This window comes from Pseudazoarcus sp. NS34 (genome assembly GCF_059703725.1).
Window position 1 is genome coordinate 55854 of sequence record NZ_BAAKIZ010000001.1, and the last position, 18275, is coordinate 74128.

Below are 18275 nucleotides of genomic sequence, written 5' to 3' on the forward strand. Positions count from 1 at the left end.
GCGCCCTACAACTCGACCACCAGGTAACGCCCCATCGCGCGCAGCAGAATCCGGTAGATGTCGTAGTCGAAGGCCGGCGCGCCGTCGGCCAGCAAGGCCGCGACCGCAGGCTGGTCGGCGGCGCTGCCGAGGTAGCGCCAGCCGTCGACGATGTGCAACGTGCTTCCCTCGCGCAAGCCAATCGGGCCACTGTACGGCCAGGCTTCCACCTTGATTTCGCGCAGCGCGTCGAGCAGACGCGTGGTGTGCTCGGCCGCGCTCTCGCGCCCCGCACAGGCGCCGCGACAACGCCGCAACTGAAGATTGAAGCAGCGCTCGCCACCATGTTTCTCCAGACCCAGCATGGGCGGGCACAGCTCGTGTTCACGCGCCAACACATGCAGACGCTCGACTGCCGCACGCCGGCTGCGGAAGAAACCGTAGAGGTCGTCGCGGCGCCCCGGGTCGAGGTCGGCGGCGCGCATCAATCGGATATCGAGGTCGCCGATCAGGTCCGGGACGACACGCCAGGTGCACAGTTCGCGGTTGCGCCGCAGCATGCGGTTGTGGGTCGGGTGCAGCGTTTTGATCAGCGTGGCTTCCTGCAGCAGCGCGCCCAGATCGCCGGAACTCTCGATCCAGCTCACGCGCCGGATCTGCGAGCACAGGCTGAGTTCGCGGTCGCTGCGGTGGTCGCTGCTGAAATGCGACATCACCCGCGTGCGCAGCCGCATGCTCTTGCCGATGTAGAGCGGCAAGGCGTTTTCACCGTGGAAGATGTACACGCCGGGGCGTTCCGGAATGGCGTCGATCTCGGCCGCGTCGAGGTACGACGGCAACGCCGGCCGGCCGAGCAGATCGCGCACCACGGTGTCGATTCGCGTCACCGGAAAATGCTCGTGCATGCGCTGCCAGAATTGCCACAGCAACTGCGCGTCGCCGAGGGCCCGGTGACGCGCGGCCATCTCCAGCCCGTGCCGGGCGATGAGGTGGTCGAGGCTGTGGCGCGAGTGCTCCGGATACAGCCGTCGCGAGAGCTTTACGGTGCACAACACGCGCGGGCGGATGTCCACGCCCATGCGCTTGAACGCCGCCTTCAGGTGGCCATGGTCAAAGCGCGCGTTGTGCGCGACGAAGGTGCGCCCGTCCAGCCGGTCGAACAGCGCATCGGCCACTTCGGCAAAACGCGGCGCGTTGGCCACCATCTCGTTGGTGATGCCGGTGAGCCGGATGATGTGGTCGGGAATGCGCGTTTCAGGGCGCACCAGCGTCGACCACTCGCGCACGCCGTCCTCGTCGACCTCGACGACGGCGATTTCGGTGATCGATTCAAGCCGCGTCGGGCCGCCCGTGGTTTCGATATCCACGAAGGCGAGCCCGTCGGCGAGAAAGGCAGGGAGGCGGATCATGCTGTGTGACGGTGACTCCGCCCGGCAGGCAGCGCGAACAGCCTCAGATGTTGTCGCGCGGAATGCTGCGGTTCCAGTTGTCGGAGAAGATACGGTGACCCGACTCGTAGGCGTCCAGTTCCGCGTGGATCACAAAATCATTGCGCGTGCAGGTCAGCACCGTGCGCGTCACCACGAACACGTCCCAACCGTCGGCGCGCAGGCCGCGCTCGGTGTAAGTCTCGCCGCGCAGCGAGGTGAAGTCGTCGTGGTTGAACGAATACCACTCGCGCGTGCTGCGCCGCACCTCGGTGCCGGTTTCGTCCAGGCGGAACTCACCCTGGTCGTTGATGATTTCGAGCACCGACGCCTTGTTGGCCAGATCACGGTGGAGCAGCCAGTTGTGCCGGCTCGGCGCGGTCCGTGTCGTGGGCGTGTCGGGCGCCTGCTCGGGCTCGCCGAACGGGCGTAGCGACACGTCTTCGGCACGCGGCGATCGCACCGGCAGCAGCAAGGCGCTGTGCTCGGGGTACACGGTCAGCTCCACCGGCTCGGGCGACGCCCATGCCAGCGGCCAGTACGAGGTCGAGATCGAAACCCGCAAGCGGTGGCCGCGCGGGAAGCGCTGCGCGATACCGTTGAGCGGCACTGTCACGCGATAGCGGCGATGCGGCTCCAGCGGTTCGGGAGACGCATCGCTTTCGCGGTGCGTGAGGTTGAGCAAGCCGTAGGTGACGCGCGTGGACTTGCCGTCCGGCGCGGCGTCGGACAGCCGGACGGCCACCATGGCCTGCGGCTTGTCGGCGGAAATCTCCAGCTGCAGCAGCGGCATGCCGGCAATTTCCAGCGTGTCTTCAAGCGGCCGGCTGCTGAACACCAGCGAGCCGCCGTCCTCCTCGCGCTGGTCACCCGGCAAGTCCGGCGTGGCCGCGTAGGAGCACCATTTGCCTGCCGCCGTGCCAACGCTGAGCGGTGATTGCACGGTGAGCGGGTTGGCGCGCAGCGTTTCGGCCGGCACGGATTCCGCGCCTTCCTCGTCCCCGGGGCAGCAGATGGTGTACGGGCCAAGCGAAAACTTCTGCAAGCGCACGTCGGGCGACGGCCACTGCGCCTCCGAAATCCAGCGGCCGGGCCGGTCTTCGTAGGCATTTTCGGGCGGGACGCTGTCCTGCAGCCAGGCCCGCAACATCGGTTCGTCCATGATTCCGTTGTCTTCGCCCTTGAGCCAGTAGTCCCACCAGCGCACGGCCTCCTGCAGAAAGCCGATCGCCGGGCCGGGCACGCCGTGGTGCGGATACTTGTGGCCCCACGGCCCGATCAGGCCCAGGCGCGGCACTTCGAGATGTTCGAGCAGGCGGAAGACGGTGTTGGTGTAGCCGTCCGCCCAACCGCCAATGGCGAACACCGGGCACTGGATGGCCGCGTAGTTCTCGCACACGGAGCTGCGCGTCCAATATTCCGAGCGGCGCTGGTGCTTGAGCCAGGGTTCCAGCCACAGGCCGCTACCGCGCAGCCGCTCCATCCACATCTCGCGCCAGCGCTCGCCGACGATGCGCGGGTCCGGCGGCAGGCTGTTGAAGGCGAGCATCACCGTCGCCTCGGACAAGTTGTCGCCGAGCAGGCAGCCACCCATGTAATGCATGTTGTCGGCGTACAGATCGTCGCTCGAGCAGATGCTGATGATCGCCTTCAGCGCCGGCGGGCGGTGGGCAGCCACCTGCAGGCTGTTGAAGCCGCCCCACGAGATGCCCATCATGCCGACCTTGCCGTTGCACCAGTCCTGCCGCGCGATCCACGCGATCGCGTCAACGCCGTCTTCCTGCTCCTGCCAAGTGTATTCGTCCACCACCACGCCGTCGGAATCGCCGCTGCCGCGCATGTCGACCCGCACGCAGGCGTAGCCGTGGCCGGCCAGATAGGCGTGGTTGTTGGCATCGCGCCCGCGCGTGATGTCGCGCTTGCGATACGGGATGTACTCCATGATGGCCGGCACCGGGTGCGCCTCGGCGTCTTCCGGCAGCCACACGCGGGCGGCCAGGCGAGCGCCGTCGCGCATGGTGATGAACACATTTTCGATGACGCGCACTGAGTGCGGAAAACGCGTGACGAACTCCATCCGTCGTCCTCCTTGTGGTTCAAGCGCTCTGCCGGTCGTCGTCCTCGACTGTGGTGATGTCGAAACGCAGGGCCTTGAGGCAGGCGCGGTAGTTCTGTCCGATCTGGGCGTGGCTGTCCGCGCCCAGATACAAGGTGCCCAGGTGATAGGCGAAGCTCTCCTGGTTGGGCAACTCGCTCAGCCGTGTGCCCGGCGCCACGTCGAGCCGCACCTTGGTGCCCGGAAAGCGCTGCGCCAGCTCGGCAATTTCCTCGTCGCTGGGCACGCGGGTCACCACGCCGTCGCTGTGTTCGTGCGGGATGATGCATTTCGCCGCAACGGGAAATTCGCCCATCCGGTTCGGCATCGCCGGCCGCTCACCGCAGGCGATGTCGATGGCCACCTCGTGGTTCGACATGCCGTCCACCATCACGAACATTTCGCTGTGCGACTGCGAGATGCGCGTATTGAATTCGATCAGCCACAGCTGGTCGTCCGCCTCGTCCCACATGAACTCGGCATTGAAGCAGCCGTTGTCGAAGCCGATGTGTTCGAGAAAACGCCGGCAGGTCTGGATCATGCGGTGCTGCACCGCCTCGGGCAGCGCAGACGGATACTCCAGCCGGTCCCACGTCGCCTCGATCTGCTCCTTGGGCTGGTCGATGACGCCGTGCACATTGAATTCGCCCTGAAACACCGTGCCTTCGGGCGCGCCCTGCACACCGGAGATGAGCTGTTCGGCAATGCAGGTGTTGCCGCTGTCCGGCGCGATCTCCGGCGGCAGTTGAGCGTGCGCCAGCGCCTCGTTGAACGGCTCGCCGAAGTGGCGGATGCCTTCGCGAATGGTCGCCAGCGCGTCGCGAAACTCCGCCTCGTCGGTGATCCGGAAGCCGAGTTGTGATGCAAAGGCCTTCACCGGCTTCAGCCAGAACGGGTAGCCAATGGTCAGCTGGGCGACGGGGTCGTCCGCGAACGGGTCGATGCTGCAAAAGCGCGGAACCACCTCGGGAATCGACTTCTGCTGTTCGAGTCGGCTCCAGTACTTGTGTTCGCACTTGAGCACGCTCTCCAGCGAAGGCGCCGGCAGACCGCGCTCGCGACACAGGATCGGCACCATCACGCTGGTCGGGAAATCCCATTGCGCGATGATCGCGTCCACCGTGCCCGGGATGCCGTCGAGCTCTTCCCTGGCCTGCGCCAGCAAGGCGTCGAACGACAGCGATTCGGGTTCGACCAAAGTCTCGATACTCAAAAGGCTGTGGAACTCCATCTCTTCGGCCGTGCGAAGCGTACGAAGCCCCGCGCGCTGAACCTCTTCCAGCGCGGGAATGACAATGTTTTTCTTCATGCAGAAAGCCCCTTGCAAGCCGGAGCCACTGCCTCGCGCAGGCCTCCGACACCCTGCTCCATTCCGGCGGGGCGGCCGTCATGGAGCAGGCTGAACGTTGAAAGCGGCGGCGGCCGGTGGCCTCGCCGCACGCCCCGGTTACAGACCGCGCTCGAACTCGCGCACCTGCTTCTCAGCCTCGTCACGTGCGATGCCGTAGCGCTCCTGCACCCGCCCGATCAGATAGTCACGGTGGCCTTCCGCAGTGGTCAGATCGTCGTCAGTGAGCTTTCCCCACTGCTGCTTGATACGGCCAACAGCCTGCTTCCAGTTGCCTTTGATGATGTCTTCGTTTGCCATGGTCTGACTCCTTGGGTTGTGATCCATCCGGTCGCACTGCCCCATACACCGGGAAAGCGACAGGCCTCATTGCGCTGACACGACAAGCCTCCGAACCGTGTCGAACCTGCGTTTGCTTCGCTGCTTCAGCGCGCAAACCGCAACGCCCGAAACACCTGTTTGAAAGAGACCGGCTTCTTCCATCGCGCTGCCCAACCCGCAAACCGGGCCGGCGGCGCCATCGAGCGGCGGCACCTCGGTCAAGGCTTCTGGCCCAGGCGCGTTCGCCTGAAGTGGGTAGCAACTGGCGTGCCGTGGAGGTGACGGAGCGGCATCTCCCGCGCTGTGCCGCACGTGGCGGGCTCAATCGCGTGACACGCCGTAGGCAGCGCCAAGGGCCCCGCGCTGAACTATCTACACAGCGGCTGGAGGAATTACCGGAGGTCGGTCAGGCCGATCTGAGAACGCCCGTAAACGGAAAGCGGCGCCGGATGCCCACCAGGGCAGCCGACGCCGCAAATGCCTTCAACCCAGCTCACAGGCCGGATTGGCAGCACGGCTCAGTAGCGGGTCGTGCCGCCAGTACCGGTGCCGGTACCGGTGCCACGGTAGTCGTCGGCACCGGGCCCATCGCCGCGGGTGCCGCGCGTGGTGTCACTCTCCCCGCCAGTCCGGTCAGTGCCCGTGCCGGCACCTGCGCCACCACCGGTCGGGCTGGTATCGGTGCCCCTGCGCTGGACGTCGCTACCGCTGCGGTTGTCCCGGCGCTCCGGATCATTCATCTGGTCACGACGCATGTCGGCATCCGTGCCCGGCGTGCTGCTCATGCCCGGGTTGGTCGTGGTGCCCGGGCTCGACCTGCCGTTGGGCGTGCTACCCGGCGTAGTCGTGCTGCCCGGCGTGACCGAGGTGTTCGGATCGCCGTCCATGTTCGGGCTCGTGCGGGGAGTGGTTGAGCTGCCCGCGCCGGTGCCTGTGCTGGTACCGGTGCTTGTGCCCGTGCCAGTGCTTGTCCCGGTGCCAGTGCTTGTTCCGGTACCGGTGCTCGTCCCCGTGTCGGCGCCAGTGCCGGTACCCGTGCTTGTTCCGGTGCCGGTGCTGGTGCCAGTTCCGGTGCCGGAACCTGTACCGGTTCCCGTGCCCGAGCTGCCACTGCTGCCCGAGCCTTGAGCGATTTGCATGGCGGTGGTGCCGCCGGCCGCGTGAACGTTCGCGCTGGCCAGTAGCGCCAGGAGGAGAGTGCTTCCGACCGCTGCAGCAATGCGGCCCTTCGAAGTGATGGTGTTCATGGGTTACTCCTTTGGTGAGTTGTAACGCCACGGATCTGGTCCGTGTGCCACCCCGCTGCAAAGCCTGTTCCCGAACCCCACCTCCACACCCTTGCACTCGCCGTCGCCGGGCCACATGGCTGTGCCATTTCAAAAATCCACATGCGTTGCGCCACCACGCGGCCCTCAGCAGGTAAGCGGTGTACTCCTTACCGCGGGGGTGAAGTTTGTACACCCGGCAGCGGCGGCCCGCGCCGCCCCGACGCCTTCAGGGGCGGGAACGCCGTTTGCGACAGGCAAGCGTGTCGGGGGCTCTCGCCGCCTCCTGCCCGGTTGTGATCGGGAGGCACATGTCCGATGAGATCGCGAAGTTGATGGTTGACTCCTCCACCTTCGAACACTTCCAGATCGAATCGCACAGGCCGCTCATGACCGCGGTGGATGCGGCGGGAGCACCCGACGTGCGACGCACATGCGGGACCATTCTTCCCACGCCGGGAAGCAATGCTCGAATGGTTTGAGAGGCGCCGGGCGTACTGCGCCAAGCCCTTTCAAGCGTGCACGCAAGAAGTCAGCGATCAGGCACGAACCCGGATTTGCAAGACCGTGCCCAAACAAACGATCAAGGAGGATCACATGATCAGAACCCGACTTACCACGACCGTCGCAGCCACTAGCTTCGCCCTCTTCTCCATGACGGCCTTTGCCGTAGACACCTCCACCGGCACCACCGCGCCCACCCAGCCGCCGGCAGACCCGCGGCCGGTCACGCAGCAGCCGGGCACCACGTCCACCACGCAATACGGCCAAACCGAGCAACTCGCCGAGCAAGACCAGGATTTCCTGGAGAACGCCGCCCAGTCCGGCCTGGCCGAAGTGGAAGGCAGCCGCATGGCACTGGAAAGCGAAGCCAGCGCCCCCGTGCGCGAGTTCGCCCAGAAGATGATCGACGATCACACCAAGGCCAACGACGAGCTGCGCCAACTCGCAGCGCGCAAGGGCTTCGTTCTGCCGGATGATCCTTCCGTGGTGCAGCGCACCGAGCTGCTCGCCCTCGACGCACTGAGCGGCGGCCCGTTCGACGCCATGTACGCGGCCCGCATCGGCGAAGCCGCCCATGAGGAAGCCGTCGAACTGTTCCAGGAAGCCGTCAACGAAGTGCAGGATCCCGAGATCCGCGCCTATGCCGAGAAGTACCTCCCGAAACTGAGGGACCACCTCGAAATGGCCCGCGCCCTGCGCCGCCAGATCGACGACTGACCGGCTGGATCCAGCCGCTGAAAAAGCGCCTGCCGACCTGCAAGGGTTGGCAGGCGTTTTTACGTTGGAGTGGCCGATAACGCGCTCGCCGCGAAATCACTGGCTGGCTGAGCTAACTGGCGTAGGTCAATGTTCCCGATCGGGAACGAATACCGCCCTCTTGCCGAAAATCATCCACATGTTCCGGTTCGAGAAACATTCACGCTGCACAAGACTCCGCCGCTGGTGCCACGTAGGGTGGCAAGTGCTCCAGGTCGGCGCGTCTCCCGGAAGTACAACTTCCTACACGCCAATCCAAAACCATTGGTGACAAACTGGCACCACGATATATACTTTCCGCGTCCCCAGGATCGACAGCGCGTCGTGCTGAAGCGCCCACAGTGCGATACGAGCCCGACGAGGACATACACCTCAAGCAAGACGCGTACAAAGACATAGAGATAGCCGACATGGCAACCAAGACAGAAGAACGAGGCCGCATCACGGCACGCGCGCCGCAGCCCGTCGTAGACGAGCTGGAGGAAGCCGCAGCGCTGGTAGGCATCACCGTCAATCAATTCATCGTTCAGGCTGCCTCCGAAAAGGCGCGCACGATCATTGATGCCTTCACGCGGGTGAGCCTGTCGCGCCGTGACGCCACCTTCATCGCCACCCTGCTGGACAACCCGCCCGCCCCCAACCAGGCGCTGCAACGGGCTGCCCGGCGCTACGAGCAGGAAGTCGAGCGTGCAGATCCTTCCGCTGCAAAGTCATCACGACACTGAGGCGTTCTCGTGCGGCAGCGACGCGCTGGACAAGTGGTTCCAGCGCATCGCCAAGCAGCACCTCAGCAAAGGAATTTCCCGCACCTACGTAGCCGAAAGCCCAGCCGACCATCGAATCGTGCTGGGCTTTTACAGCCTCACCGTAGGCGAAGCGCAGACCGAGGATTTACCGGCAAGCATCGCCAAAACGCTGCCGCGAAAAATCCCCATCGTGCTGCTGGGCCGCCTGGCGGTCGCTACCGGCGCCCAAGGCCAAGGGCTTGGCGGGCTGTTGCTGGTGGATGCGCTGAAACGCACCGTCCGCGTTTCCACACAGGTCGGCATCGCGGCAATTCTCGTGGATGCGAAAGACCCGCAGGCGGAAGCCTTCTACCAACATTTCGGGTTTCAGACGCTGCCCGGCTCTCCCAACAGGCTGGTTCTGCCGGTCAAAACGGCTGCGGCGCTGTTTGGCGCATAAATGGCCAAAGCGAAAGTCGGCGGCTAGTCGGCTCATCTCGCGGAACCATATGCAAGCCGAAACCCGACTTTAGCGCGGTACAAACTCTGAGCCCGCGTATGCCATGAGGGGAGCTGTTCGGTAGCTGAGATCGAATTGCGTCAGGTACAACTTCCAGACCCCGAGCACGGTTCCAGACCCCGAGTACGCACGTGCGCTTTTTCATCGGCGCGCCCGGGAGGGCCCCGCAAACTTCGGCTTACTGCGCCAGATCCACCCTCAACCAGATCGATTGCTGGCTCGCTTCCCGACGAGTGCCGCGCCCGAGCAGTTCGCTGCTCCTGCTCTGGTCTGAAGTAGCGGTGCCGCCGAGTTCAATCCATTCGCCAAGTTGGCCGCTGATCGTTGTGCTCAGTTGGCTGGTGTCGGCATCTCCGCGTCTGCTTGTGGCGGTATCAGCGAACTGGGTGATTTCGAGCGTCACGCGTTGTCCGCTGAGGCGCGGCACCGCATGAAACCCGCTCCCGACATCCCGCCAGACGGTGGTCTCACGGATAACCGCCCCGTTCGGGCCGATCACCACCTCGCGCAGCGGGATCGCAAACGAGCGCCCGACCTGTATGAAGGCGGGGCTGCCCTCGGTGGCACGTACACGCTGCTCGCCAGAACTGCTGCGCGTGCGTTCGCTGTCACGGGCGCTGCCTTCAATTCGGGTGCCGCTGCCCCCGACGACCACATCACCGCCGATCGAGTAGCCTCGCTGGCCTTCGCTATGCTTGCCCTGACTACTGACCTGGATGATCAGTTGCCGTGACGGGGCGTCGATCTCGGCAAGCACCTGCAGGATCTGCTGGCGGTTATCTGGCGTCGTGCGCAGGAAGAGCTTGTCATTGAAACCGGTCAGGGTTCCGCCGGGCGCGAGCAGAGGCTGGAGTATCGGCAGCACGCGGTCGGGCGTCTGATGGCGGAGCTGAATGGTTTCAAGCTGCTGCGCCGAGGCTGCCGAGGCCAGAACGCACAGCGGAAGAGCGGCGAGCCGGCACAGCATCCGGCGACGCGGCAGATCGGTGATGGCAGGGAGCGGAAGGCGAGGCATGTCGGGGCTCACAACGTGTGTTCGTCTGACGGGCGGGTAGGCGCGTACTGCAACGGGGCCTCTCTGCGACAGGCTACCCGATAGCGCATGACGTCGCGATCCAGGAGACACCGTTTTATGCTGTATTTACGTCGAAAAAACGAATTGACCAGGACGACAGTAGGCAGCAAATCAGCTCAGCGAACCGAACTGTGTAAGGCCCAGGATAGCGATTCTGTGGGGTATAAAATCTAGACCTGACCCCGCGTATACCCATTCCGTATCTTCGAGTGCTGCGAGAACTTGGTTTCTATTCACTATGCGTCCCAAGATGTATAACGTTCGACATGAGCGGCAGACGCAAGAACTCGCTGTTGCGACCGACCGACACCCAATGAATGTTTGGTTCGACGAAGTGGATGTGCTGTATTTCATCCTTTCCTTCCGTTCGCCGAACAATCGCTACTGACGACTCGTCGGCTGCGACGATTCGATAGGAGCAAACCGTGCGGTCGTCTTCGAACTCGGTGAACACGCGAGCCGCGGTATAGCGCATTTCTAGTTTGCCGAAGCTCTTGGCGATGCTTGCTTTTGCCTCGCCCTTCGAACCCCGCGCGAACACCCATTCAGCCAATGTGAGCGCAGCGTCAGAACGCCACGTTCCCAGGAGGCGGTGGTCAACAAGACGGGTGGACATACGAGGCCTAACGTTCGAATTAACGGGCGCCAACAGCGGGCGAAGCCTGCTGTTGTGCGTCCCTGTTGAATGAAGTGTTAGACGTGTTTGGTGCCCCAGAGCCGAATAACCATTTGCCGGATGAGTAACTTGCTGGAACACGAACCCCATTTCTTTCGATATACGTCCCGTTCTGATCATCCTTCTTTTCAACCCACCACCCGTCTTGATACCAATGAAGGGTATCGCCAGTAAGTGAAATTTTGGTATCTGGCTGGCCATCAAAGTCGGAATCGATGGTGATTCCACTGTTGGGGAAATAGGTTATTTCATCAAGGTAGCCATCATTCCCTTGATCAGTAACTCGTACTCCACCAAGTGGATTGTTTGAGCCGTGAATCACAATAAAGCGAATATTGTCGGATGCCTCAGAGATGCTAGCTATTTTTTTTCCATCCCGTGCGATGGTGATTCCGGCTCTAGGGTTTTTAGGGTCTGTGAGCATTTTCCAGCCGTATAACTCATCAGATTTCATGAGATATTTCGAGCCTTGCGGAGTCCTTATTTCGTAGAGTTGTTTCCCGTTATCGGCTTTTGCGGGCCAAGGGGCAAGATAGCTTCCAGCCACAAAAGCCAAGAGACCAATAATGACGATTCCGATTAGATTTCTTTTCATGGCTCTGTACATCTAACTTTGTTTTAGGGCGACTGACCTGCTGCGTAACATCGGGCCTGCTCCAGAACATCAGGCATCGACCCGCCACGGAAGGCGCTTGCTGCCTGGACACCCGGGACACAGGCTGTACAAAAAGCCGTCATAACAAACCATGAAAACCAGCACTGCACTATTGCCGCCGCTGCGCCGGGCAATGGCTTTGGATCAGCCACGTGAGCACATACGCAATTTGAATGACAGCTTACGAAGCTAACAGGCCCATGTCCACGGATTCGTGCCGCCGTACGCTTCCACAATATGCGGCACCCCGCATCTTTGGGCGGCAGACAAGGCGAGGCACTTCTGTACTGGCTGGAAGGTGGGCGTCCAGCACATCGACAAGATGTGGTTGAACGACTCGGGGATGGTGTCGTTCGGGTATGACCTGTCGGCGGTCAGCCGCTGCTCTCAGGTGCGCGCCCGGAGGGCGCTTACCTGAGCTACGGGGACCCGATTCAGGCCACCTCCGCCCGCAACACCCTCGCCGCCTCCACCATATTGCTAAGCGCCGGAATCACCTCATTCCACTGACGCGTCTTCAGCCCGCAGTCCGGATTCACCCACAGCCGCTCAGCCGGGATGCGCTCGGCGGCTTTTTTCATCAGCTGAACCATGTGCTGCTGGTCCGGGATGTTGGGCGAGTGGATGTCGTACACGCCGGGGCCGATTTGGTTGGGGTAGTTGAAGTGGTCGAAGGCGTCGAGCAGTTCCATGTCGGAGCGCGAGGTTTCGATGGTGATGACGTCGGCGTCCATGTCGGCGATGGACGCGATGATGTCGTTGAACTCCGAGTAGCACATGTGGGTGTGGATCTGCGTTTCGTCCTCGACGCCGTTGGCGGTGATGCGGAAGGCGGTGACGGCCCAGTCGAGGTAGTGCTGCCATTGGGCACGGCGCAGCGGCAGGCCCTCGCGCAGGGCGGCTTCGTCGATCTGGATGACGCGCACGCCGGCTTTTTCGAGGTCGAGCACTTCTTCGCGAATGGCCAGTGCGAGCTGCCAGCAGGTGGTGGCGCGCGGCTGGTCGTCGCGCACGAAGGACCAGTTGAGGATGGTCACCGGACCGGTGAGCATGCCTTTCATGGGCTTGTCGGTGAGCGACTGGGCGTACTGGCTCCACTCCACGGTCATGGCTTTCGGACGGCTGATGTCGCCGAACAGGATGGGCGGTTTGACGCAGCGTGAGCCGTAGCTCTGCACCCAACCGAACTGGCTGAAGGCGTAGCCGGCCAGCTGCTCGCCGAAGTATTCGACCATGTCATTGCGCTCGGCTTCGCCGTGCACCAGCACGTCGAGCCCCAGGGCCTCCTGCTCGCGCACGCTGCGGGTGATCTCGTTTTCCATGGCGGCACGGTAGGCCGCCTCATCCAGCTCGCCGGCCTTGAACTGGCTGCGCGCCTGGCGGATGTCGGCGGTCTGCGGAAAGGAGCCGATGGTGGTGGTGGGGAACTTCGGCAGCTTCAGATGTGCGGCCTGCTTGCCGGCGCGAGCGGCATACGGGCTCTTGCGCTGGCCGAGCTGGGCAGTGAGCTTTTGCAGCGCGGCTTTGACGGCCGGGTTGTGCACGCGCGGCGAAGCGCGGCGGGCTTCGACTGCGGCGCGGTTGGCGTCCAGTTCCGCCTGCACGGTCGCGCGGCCGAAATTGAGCGCTAGGGCTAGCACGTGCAGCTCTTCGAGCTTCTGGCGGGCAAAGGCCAACCACGAACGCACATCCGGCTCCAGGCGCTCTTCGCTGTCCAGATCCACCGGCACATGCAGCAGCGAGCACGACGGGGCGATCCACAGGCGCTCGCCCAGGCGTTCCTGCAGCGGTTCGAGCCATTCGAGTACGGCGGCGAGGTCGGTCTTCCAGATGTTGCGGCCGTCGATCACACCCAGCGACACCACCTTGCTGGTCGGCAGCAGGCCCAGCAGGCTGTTCACCTCGTCACGCCCGCGCACGGCATCCACATGCACGCCGGCCACCGGCAGGTTGGCGGTCAGGTGCAGGTTCTCTTGCAGCGTGCCGAAGTAGGTGGCGAGCAGCAGCTTCACCTTGCTGGCCTTGAGCTCGTGGTAGGCGAGGTTGAAGGCGTGCTTCCAGTCGGCGTCGAGCTCGGTAACCAGCACCGGCTCGTCGATCTGCACCCACTCGGCGCCCTCGTCGGCCAGGCGGTCGAGCAGTTGCGCATACACCGGCAGCAGGCGCGCCAGCAGATCGAGCTTGTTGGAGTCGTCCTTGGCCTTGCCCAGCCACAGGTAGGTGACCGGGCCGATGATCACCGGCTTGGCCGCCACGCCCTGGGCGCGGGCCTCGCGCAGTTGCTCGACAAGGCGCGAGGCGTCCAGCGTGAAGCGGGTGTCGGCGGCAAATTCCGGGACAATGTAGTGGTAGTTGGTGTCAAACCACTTGGTCATTTCGCCCGCGGCCACGCCACCGCAGCAGCCGACGTGCTCTTCTGCAGACTGCGCGGACCGACCGCGCGCAACACGGAAGTAGTTGTCCAGCGCGTCACCTTGGAAGCCGCGCACGCGCTCGGGCAGGTTGCCGAGCGTGAAGCTCATGTCCAGCACCTGGTCGTAGAACGAAAAGTCGCCCACCGGAACGAGGTCGAGCTGCGCTTGCTTGCCCCAGTGGCGGGCGCGCAGATGGGCGCCGAGCGCCTTGAGTTCGTCGCGGGTGGACTGGCCTTTCCAGTACGACTCCAGACCGAATTTGAGTTCGCGCTTCGCGCCGATGCGCGGAAAGCCGAGGTTGTGGGTGAAAGCCATGATTTACGCCTTGCGTAAAGGCATCCCAAATAACCTGCTGCGCGGTCGGATTGCTGCGTTGCGCGGTGCTCGGATGCTCGCCTACCTATTTGGTATGTCTCGCATCCTGCGCTCCGTGCGCCTTGCACTCCGACCGCTCGCGACGGTTCTTCGGGTCGCCCTGTTGAAGAAGGACGCAATGCTAGGCCGAGCGAATCATGAATAAAAATGGTACTTTTTCATGAATTCATGAATACGGCTCACGCAAACCCTTATGCCTCTGCTTGAACGCAACCACCTGGCCATCGTGCGCGCCGTGGCCGATCACGGCTCGCTCACCGCCGCGGCCGAGCAGCTTCACCTCACGCAGTCGGCGCTGAGCCACACCATGCGCAAGCTCGAAGACCAGCTCGGCATTGCCATCTGGCACCGCGAGGGCCGCAGCCTGCGCCCGACGCAGGCCGGCGAATACCTGCTGGCCGTGGCCAACCGGCTGATCCCGCAGCTCGACCATGCCGAAGAGCGCCTGCGCCAGTTCGCGCGCGGCGAGCGCGGAGCGCTGCGCATCGGCATGGAATGCCACCCCTGCTACCAGTGGCTGCTCAAGGTGGCTTCGCCCTACCTCGCGGCGTGGCCGGCGGTGGATGTGGATGTGAAGCAGAAATTCCAGTTCGGCGGCATCGGCGCGCTGTTCGGATACGAGATCGACATGCTGGTCACGCCCGACCCACTGTTCAAACCCGGCCTGCACTTCGAGCCGGTGTTCGACTACGAGCAGGTGTTGGTGGTCGGGCCGCAGCACGCGCTGCGCGGCGCGGCCTACGTGCGCCCCGAACAGCTGTCAGACGAAACACTGATCACCTACCCCGTGGAAACCGACCGGCTCGACATCTACACGCAGTTCCTCACGCCGGCCGGCATTGCACCCCGCCGCCACAAGCCCATCGAGACCACCGACATCATGCTGCAGATGGTCGCCAGCGGCCGCGGCGTGGCGGCGCTGCCGCGCTGGCTGGTGGAGGAATACGCCACCAAACTCGACATCGCCCCGGTGCGGCTCGGCAAGAACGGCATCGCGAAGCAGATCTACCTCGGCATCCGCAAAGCCGACGCCGACATCGACTACCTGCGCGCCTTTGTGGAGCTGGCGCGCACGCACCGCGTCCCGGTGCCTTCGACTTGAGGCCGCTCGACCGACGTTACGGCGGCACACCTCCCGCAAGTTGCAGGCAACAAAAAGCCCGCTCGACTTCGAGCGGGCTTGAGAACGTCCGGCAACTCTCCGATCAGAACACGTAGTTGGCGCTGATCAAGGCCGTGCGTGGTGCGCCCGGCATGCTGGTCGAGCGCAAGTACTTGGTATCCGTCAGGTTGGTGATGGCCAGCGTGATGGTCCAGGGCAAGAGGCGCCAACCCACGGAAGCATCCCACCGCGTATAGCCGTCGCGTTTGCTGGTGTTGGCGCTGTCGGTGTAGGAATCGCCACGATAGGTCACGCCCACTTCGCCATACCAGTTGCCCGGCGGTGCGTAGCGCACGAAGAGGTTGCCGGTGCGGCGCGCGATGTCGGGCAGGTAGTTGCCTTCCACGGCGGGCGAGACCTTGTCCTTGCTGACCTTCGCTTCCTGGAAGCCCAGGCCGCCACGTACATACCAGTTGGGCACCACCTGGCCGGCCATGCTCAGCTCCAGCCCGCGTGAGCGCTGGCCGCCGCGCACAGCCCAGGTGTAGGGGTCGTTCACGGCGTCCGGACGGTAGCGGATGTTGTAGAGCTCCAGCTCGTACAGGGCGACCTGGGTGGACAAACGGCCACCTGCCCAGTCGCTCTTCACACCGATTTCGTACTGGTTGGAGAACTGCGGCTTCTCGTCATACACCGCGCTGTCGCCCACCGCCACACTCATCAGGCCACGGCCGCCATAGGGCGCGAAGTTCTTGCTGTACGAGGCGTACAGGCTGTGGTCCTTCACCGGTTGCCACACCACGCCCAGGCGCGGGCTGACGGTTGTGCCCTTGTAGCTGCGCTTCTCGTTTGAAATGAGGTTGTGGGAGCCAAACTCGAAGCGATCGAAACGCAGGCCGGCCAGCACCTTCCACTGTTCGTTCAGGCCGATCAGATCCTGCAGGTAGAGGGCCTGCGATTCGGCCTTGTGGCGGTTGGAGGTTTTGGCCTCGCCACGCGGCGTTTTGGGCGCCACCCAGACCGGGTTGTAGGGATCGACCGGATACGGGTAGGCGAGCGAGGGGTCGGAGCTGCTCTGCGAGGTAGCCAGATCAGGGCTGCGGTTCTCCCGGCTCAGTTCGAGGCCGATCAGCACGTCGTGGCTTACCGAGCCGGTGTTGAACTTGCCGGTGAAGTCCACGTTGTTGGTCAGCGTGCGGTTGCTGGTGTCCTGCCACGCCCGCGTGAAGGTCATCAGGCCGGGGTTGGCGCATGCATTGCCATTGCTCTTGAGGGTGCCGTCGAGCTGGCAATAGGCGCCGCCGTAGAGGTGGTCGAAGCTCTGGTTGGCCTCATGCACGGCAGCGGTCCATTTCACCGCCCATGCGTCGTTGAAGCGGTAATTCATGACCGAGCGGAACATCTCCATCTCGTCTTCAACGTAGTCATCCGGGTGCGCATAGGCAGTTCTGTGCGACACATCGTCGGGCAAGGTGTTGAAGGCCGGCGCGCGGTCGGGGCGGCGCCACACCTTGTCGTAGGTGTACTGCAGCAGCCAGCTGAAGTTGTCGTGGTTGTCGTACAGGATGCTGGGCGAAACCATGCGGTTGCGGTTGGAAATGCCCTTGCGGAAGCTGTCCGCCTCTTCGTAGTCCGCCGTCAGGCGCACCACCAAATTGGGGTTGATGACGTGGTTCAGATCGAGCGTGGTGCCCTGGTTGTCCCACGAGCCGGCACGCAGGTTGATGCTGCTCACGGCGTCGAAGCTCGCCTGCTTGCTGATGAGGTTCACCACCCCACCGCCCAGACCGCGGCCGTACAGCACTGAGGCCGGTCCTTTCAGGATTTCGATGCGCTCGACGTTGGCGGTGCTGCGCCGGATCTGGCCGGTTGCGCGCACACCGTCGCGGTAGATGTCGTTCGAATCTGCCGAGAAGCCCCGGATGTTGATGCCGTCTCCGCGCATGTCGTATTCGGTGTCGACGCCGGGCGTGCCGTCGAGCAGAACGCTCAGGTCGTTCAGCCCGTAGACCTTCGACTTGCTCATCTCCAGCGTATTGATCGCCTGCGGCACGTCCTTGGGGTCGAGCGCGGTCTTGGTGGCAGTCGACACGGTACGCGGCCGTGAATCATCAGGATCAAGCACGTCAGCGGTGACGACGACTTCCTCCAGAGTCTTCACCTTCTCGTCGTCGGCGGCATGCGCCGCAAGAGGCGCGAGTACGGCGAAAAACGCCGCCACCAGCGGTTTCAGCCGAGGCGCGGCCTGGCTGAGAGGAAGTTCATTGCGCAATCGATCACCCATGCATGTGTCAAACGGACACGCATCTTACGCACTATTACAAATACGAATCAATCTCATTTGTATTTTTTAGAATAACTGCAGCATTCCTGCCAATTTCCTCCATCAGCGTTGCCTCAATCGAGTCCGCCCCCCTGCCGGAGCGGCCTCGTCGCGCTGCGCTTACGAGCACAACAAGCATCCACGGCACGGCTGGCTCACAGCCGCGAGCCGCTGAGCAACGCAGACAATATCGCTGAAGAAAGTCGCTACTGAGGGCTGGCCTTGTCGCGCTCGATGCGTTCGAGCTTGTGCAGCTCGCCCACCGGGCAACTCACGCGGCGCCCCATGTCGAACACCACCACGCGCTCGCTGCGGCCGAAGCTGCCGGCGCTGTCGGTGTAGCCGATGCGGTCGGCCCAGGCCAGTTCGCGGCACGGGAAAAGGAAGGTCACCAGATAGGCGCGCCCGGGCCCGCCGTCGATCTGCATGTGGTGATCGTCAATGTAGTTCCAGCCCGATATCTCGAACGACGACACCCGGCGCACCTCTTCGCCCATGCGGTAGCCGCGCTTCTCCAGTTGCTGCGACACAACCGCCGGCCGCTCGGGCATTTCCTGCACGCCAGCGCAGGCCGTCAGCACTCCGGCCAGCGCCACGGCCCCTGCACAGCCCGCAAGACGGGCAGACGCGTGATTCATTTTTCCCCTCCCGGCGGCACTCGACCTGATGCAGTCCGCCATGCGGTTTGACGATGGCGAGCGAACCCACCACAATG

At 63.6% G+C, this 18275-nt stretch carries 16 protein-coding genes; 5 read left to right on the plus strand and 11 right to left on the minus strand.

Annotated features, from left to right (window positions below; translation table 11 throughout):
• Positions 1 to 5: 5 nt before the first annotated feature.
• The 5 genes from AC6H0N_RS00275 to AC6H0N_RS00295 all read right to left on the minus strand — a co-directional run bounded on the left by AC6H0N_RS00275 (position 6) and on the right by AC6H0N_RS00295 (position 5955).
• Positions 6 to 1388 (minus strand): 3'-5' exonuclease family protein, encoded by a 1383-nt coding sequence (locus AC6H0N_RS00275; RefSeq protein ID WP_497572052.1) that lies wholly within the window; start codon positions 1386 to 1388, stop codon positions 6 to 8.
• 43 nt (positions 1389 to 1431) lie between these two features.
• On the minus strand, positions 1432 to 3483 hold the full coding sequence (locus AC6H0N_RS00280; RefSeq protein ID WP_497572053.1) for a CocE/NonD family hydrolase: 2052 nt from the start codon (positions 3481 to 3483) through the stop codon (positions 1432 to 1434).
• A 19-nt stretch (positions 3484 to 3502) separates the two neighbouring features.
• Positions 3503 to 4810 carry an ATP-grasp domain-containing protein gene (locus AC6H0N_RS00285; RefSeq protein ID WP_497572054.1) on the minus strand — a complete coding sequence of 436 codons (1308 nt, stop codon included), beginning with the start codon at positions 4808 to 4810 and terminating at the stop codon, positions 3503 to 3505.
• Between the two features lie 138 nt (positions 4811 to 4948).
• Positions 4949 to 5149 (minus strand): CsbD family protein, encoded by a 201-nt coding sequence (locus tag AC6H0N_RS00290; RefSeq protein ID WP_497572055.1) that lies wholly within the window; start codon positions 5147 to 5149, stop codon positions 4949 to 4951.
• Positions 5150 to 5688: 539 nt separating this feature from the next.
• Positions 5689 to 5955 (minus strand): hypothetical protein, encoded by a 267-nt coding sequence (locus AC6H0N_RS00295; protein WP_497572056.1) that lies wholly within the window; start codon positions 5953 to 5955, stop codon positions 5689 to 5691.
• Between AC6H0N_RS00295 and AC6H0N_RS00300 the strand changes: the two genes are divergently transcribed.
• From AC6H0N_RS00300 to AC6H0N_RS00315, 4 genes are all read left to right on the plus strand, one after another.
• Positions 5954 to 6298 (plus strand): hypothetical protein, encoded by a 345-nt coding sequence (locus AC6H0N_RS00300; protein ID WP_497572057.1) that lies wholly within the window; start codon positions 5954 to 5956, stop codon positions 6296 to 6298. The genes AC6H0N_RS00295 and AC6H0N_RS00300 overlap by 2 nt on opposite strands.
• A gap of 734 nt (positions 6299 to 7032) precedes the next feature.
• Positions 7033 to 7656, plus strand: coding sequence for a DUF4142 domain-containing protein (locus AC6H0N_RS00305; protein ID WP_497572058.1), 624 nt, complete (start codon positions 7033 to 7035; stop codon positions 7654 to 7656).
• A gap of 449 nt (positions 7657 to 8105) precedes the next feature.
• Positions 8106 to 8420: a type II toxin-antitoxin system TacA family antitoxin gene (locus AC6H0N_RS00310; protein ID WP_497572059.1), complete on the plus strand. Its 315-nt coding sequence runs from the start codon at positions 8106 to 8108 to the stop codon at positions 8418 to 8420.
• On the plus strand, positions 8383 to 8880 hold the full coding sequence (locus AC6H0N_RS00315; protein ID WP_497572060.1) for a GNAT family N-acetyltransferase: 498 nt from the start codon (positions 8383 to 8385) through the stop codon (positions 8878 to 8880). The genes AC6H0N_RS00310 and AC6H0N_RS00315 overlap by 38 nt, the downstream gene beginning before the upstream one ends.
• A gap of 238 nt (positions 8881 to 9118) precedes the next feature.
• On the opposite strand, the gene AC6H0N_RS00320 is transcribed toward AC6H0N_RS00315, so the two are convergent.
• The 4 genes from AC6H0N_RS00320 to metE all read right to left on the minus strand — a co-directional run bounded on the left by AC6H0N_RS00320 (position 9119) and on the right by metE (position 14075).
• Positions 9119 to 9955, minus strand: coding sequence for a hypothetical protein (locus AC6H0N_RS00320; protein ID WP_497572061.1), 837 nt, complete (start codon positions 9953 to 9955; stop codon positions 9119 to 9121).
• A gap of 289 nt (positions 9956 to 10244) precedes the next feature.
• Positions 10245 to 10631 carry a hypothetical protein gene (locus AC6H0N_RS00325; RefSeq protein WP_497572062.1) on the minus strand — a complete coding sequence of 129 codons (387 nt, stop codon included), beginning with the start codon at positions 10629 to 10631 and terminating at the stop codon, positions 10245 to 10247.
• A 19-nt stretch (positions 10632 to 10650) separates the two neighbouring features.
• Positions 10651 to 11286 (minus strand): hypothetical protein, encoded by a 636-nt coding sequence (locus AC6H0N_RS00330; RefSeq protein ID WP_497572063.1) that lies wholly within the window; start codon positions 11284 to 11286, stop codon positions 10651 to 10653.
• Positions 11287 to 11780: 494 nt separating this feature from the next.
• On the minus strand, positions 11781 to 14075 hold the full coding sequence (gene metE, locus AC6H0N_RS00335; protein WP_497572064.1) for a 5-methyltetrahydropteroyltriglutamate--homocysteine S-methyltransferase: 2295 nt from the start codon (positions 14073 to 14075) through the stop codon (positions 11781 to 11783).
• A 253-nt stretch (positions 14076 to 14328) separates the two neighbouring features.
• Between metE and AC6H0N_RS00340 the strand changes: the two genes are divergently transcribed.
• Positions 14329 to 15237 (plus strand): LysR family transcriptional regulator, encoded by a 909-nt coding sequence (locus AC6H0N_RS00340; protein WP_497572065.1) that lies wholly within the window; start codon positions 14329 to 14331, stop codon positions 15235 to 15237.
• Between the two features lie 103 nt (positions 15238 to 15340).
• Here the strand turns inward: AC6H0N_RS00340 and AC6H0N_RS00345 are convergent, their stop codons facing one another.
• Both AC6H0N_RS00345 and AC6H0N_RS00350 read right to left on the minus strand, forming a co-directional pair.
• Complete coding sequence (locus tag AC6H0N_RS00345) at positions 15341 to 17521, minus strand: TonB-dependent receptor (protein WP_497572066.1); 2181 nt, start codon at positions 17519 to 17521, stop codon at positions 15341 to 15343.
• A 245-nt stretch (positions 17522 to 17766) separates the two neighbouring features.
• Complete coding sequence (locus tag AC6H0N_RS00350) at positions 17767 to 18198, minus strand: DUF6491 family protein (RefSeq protein ID WP_497572067.1); 432 nt, start codon at positions 18196 to 18198, stop codon at positions 17767 to 17769.
• Between the last annotated feature and the right edge of the window lie 77 nt (positions 18199 to 18275).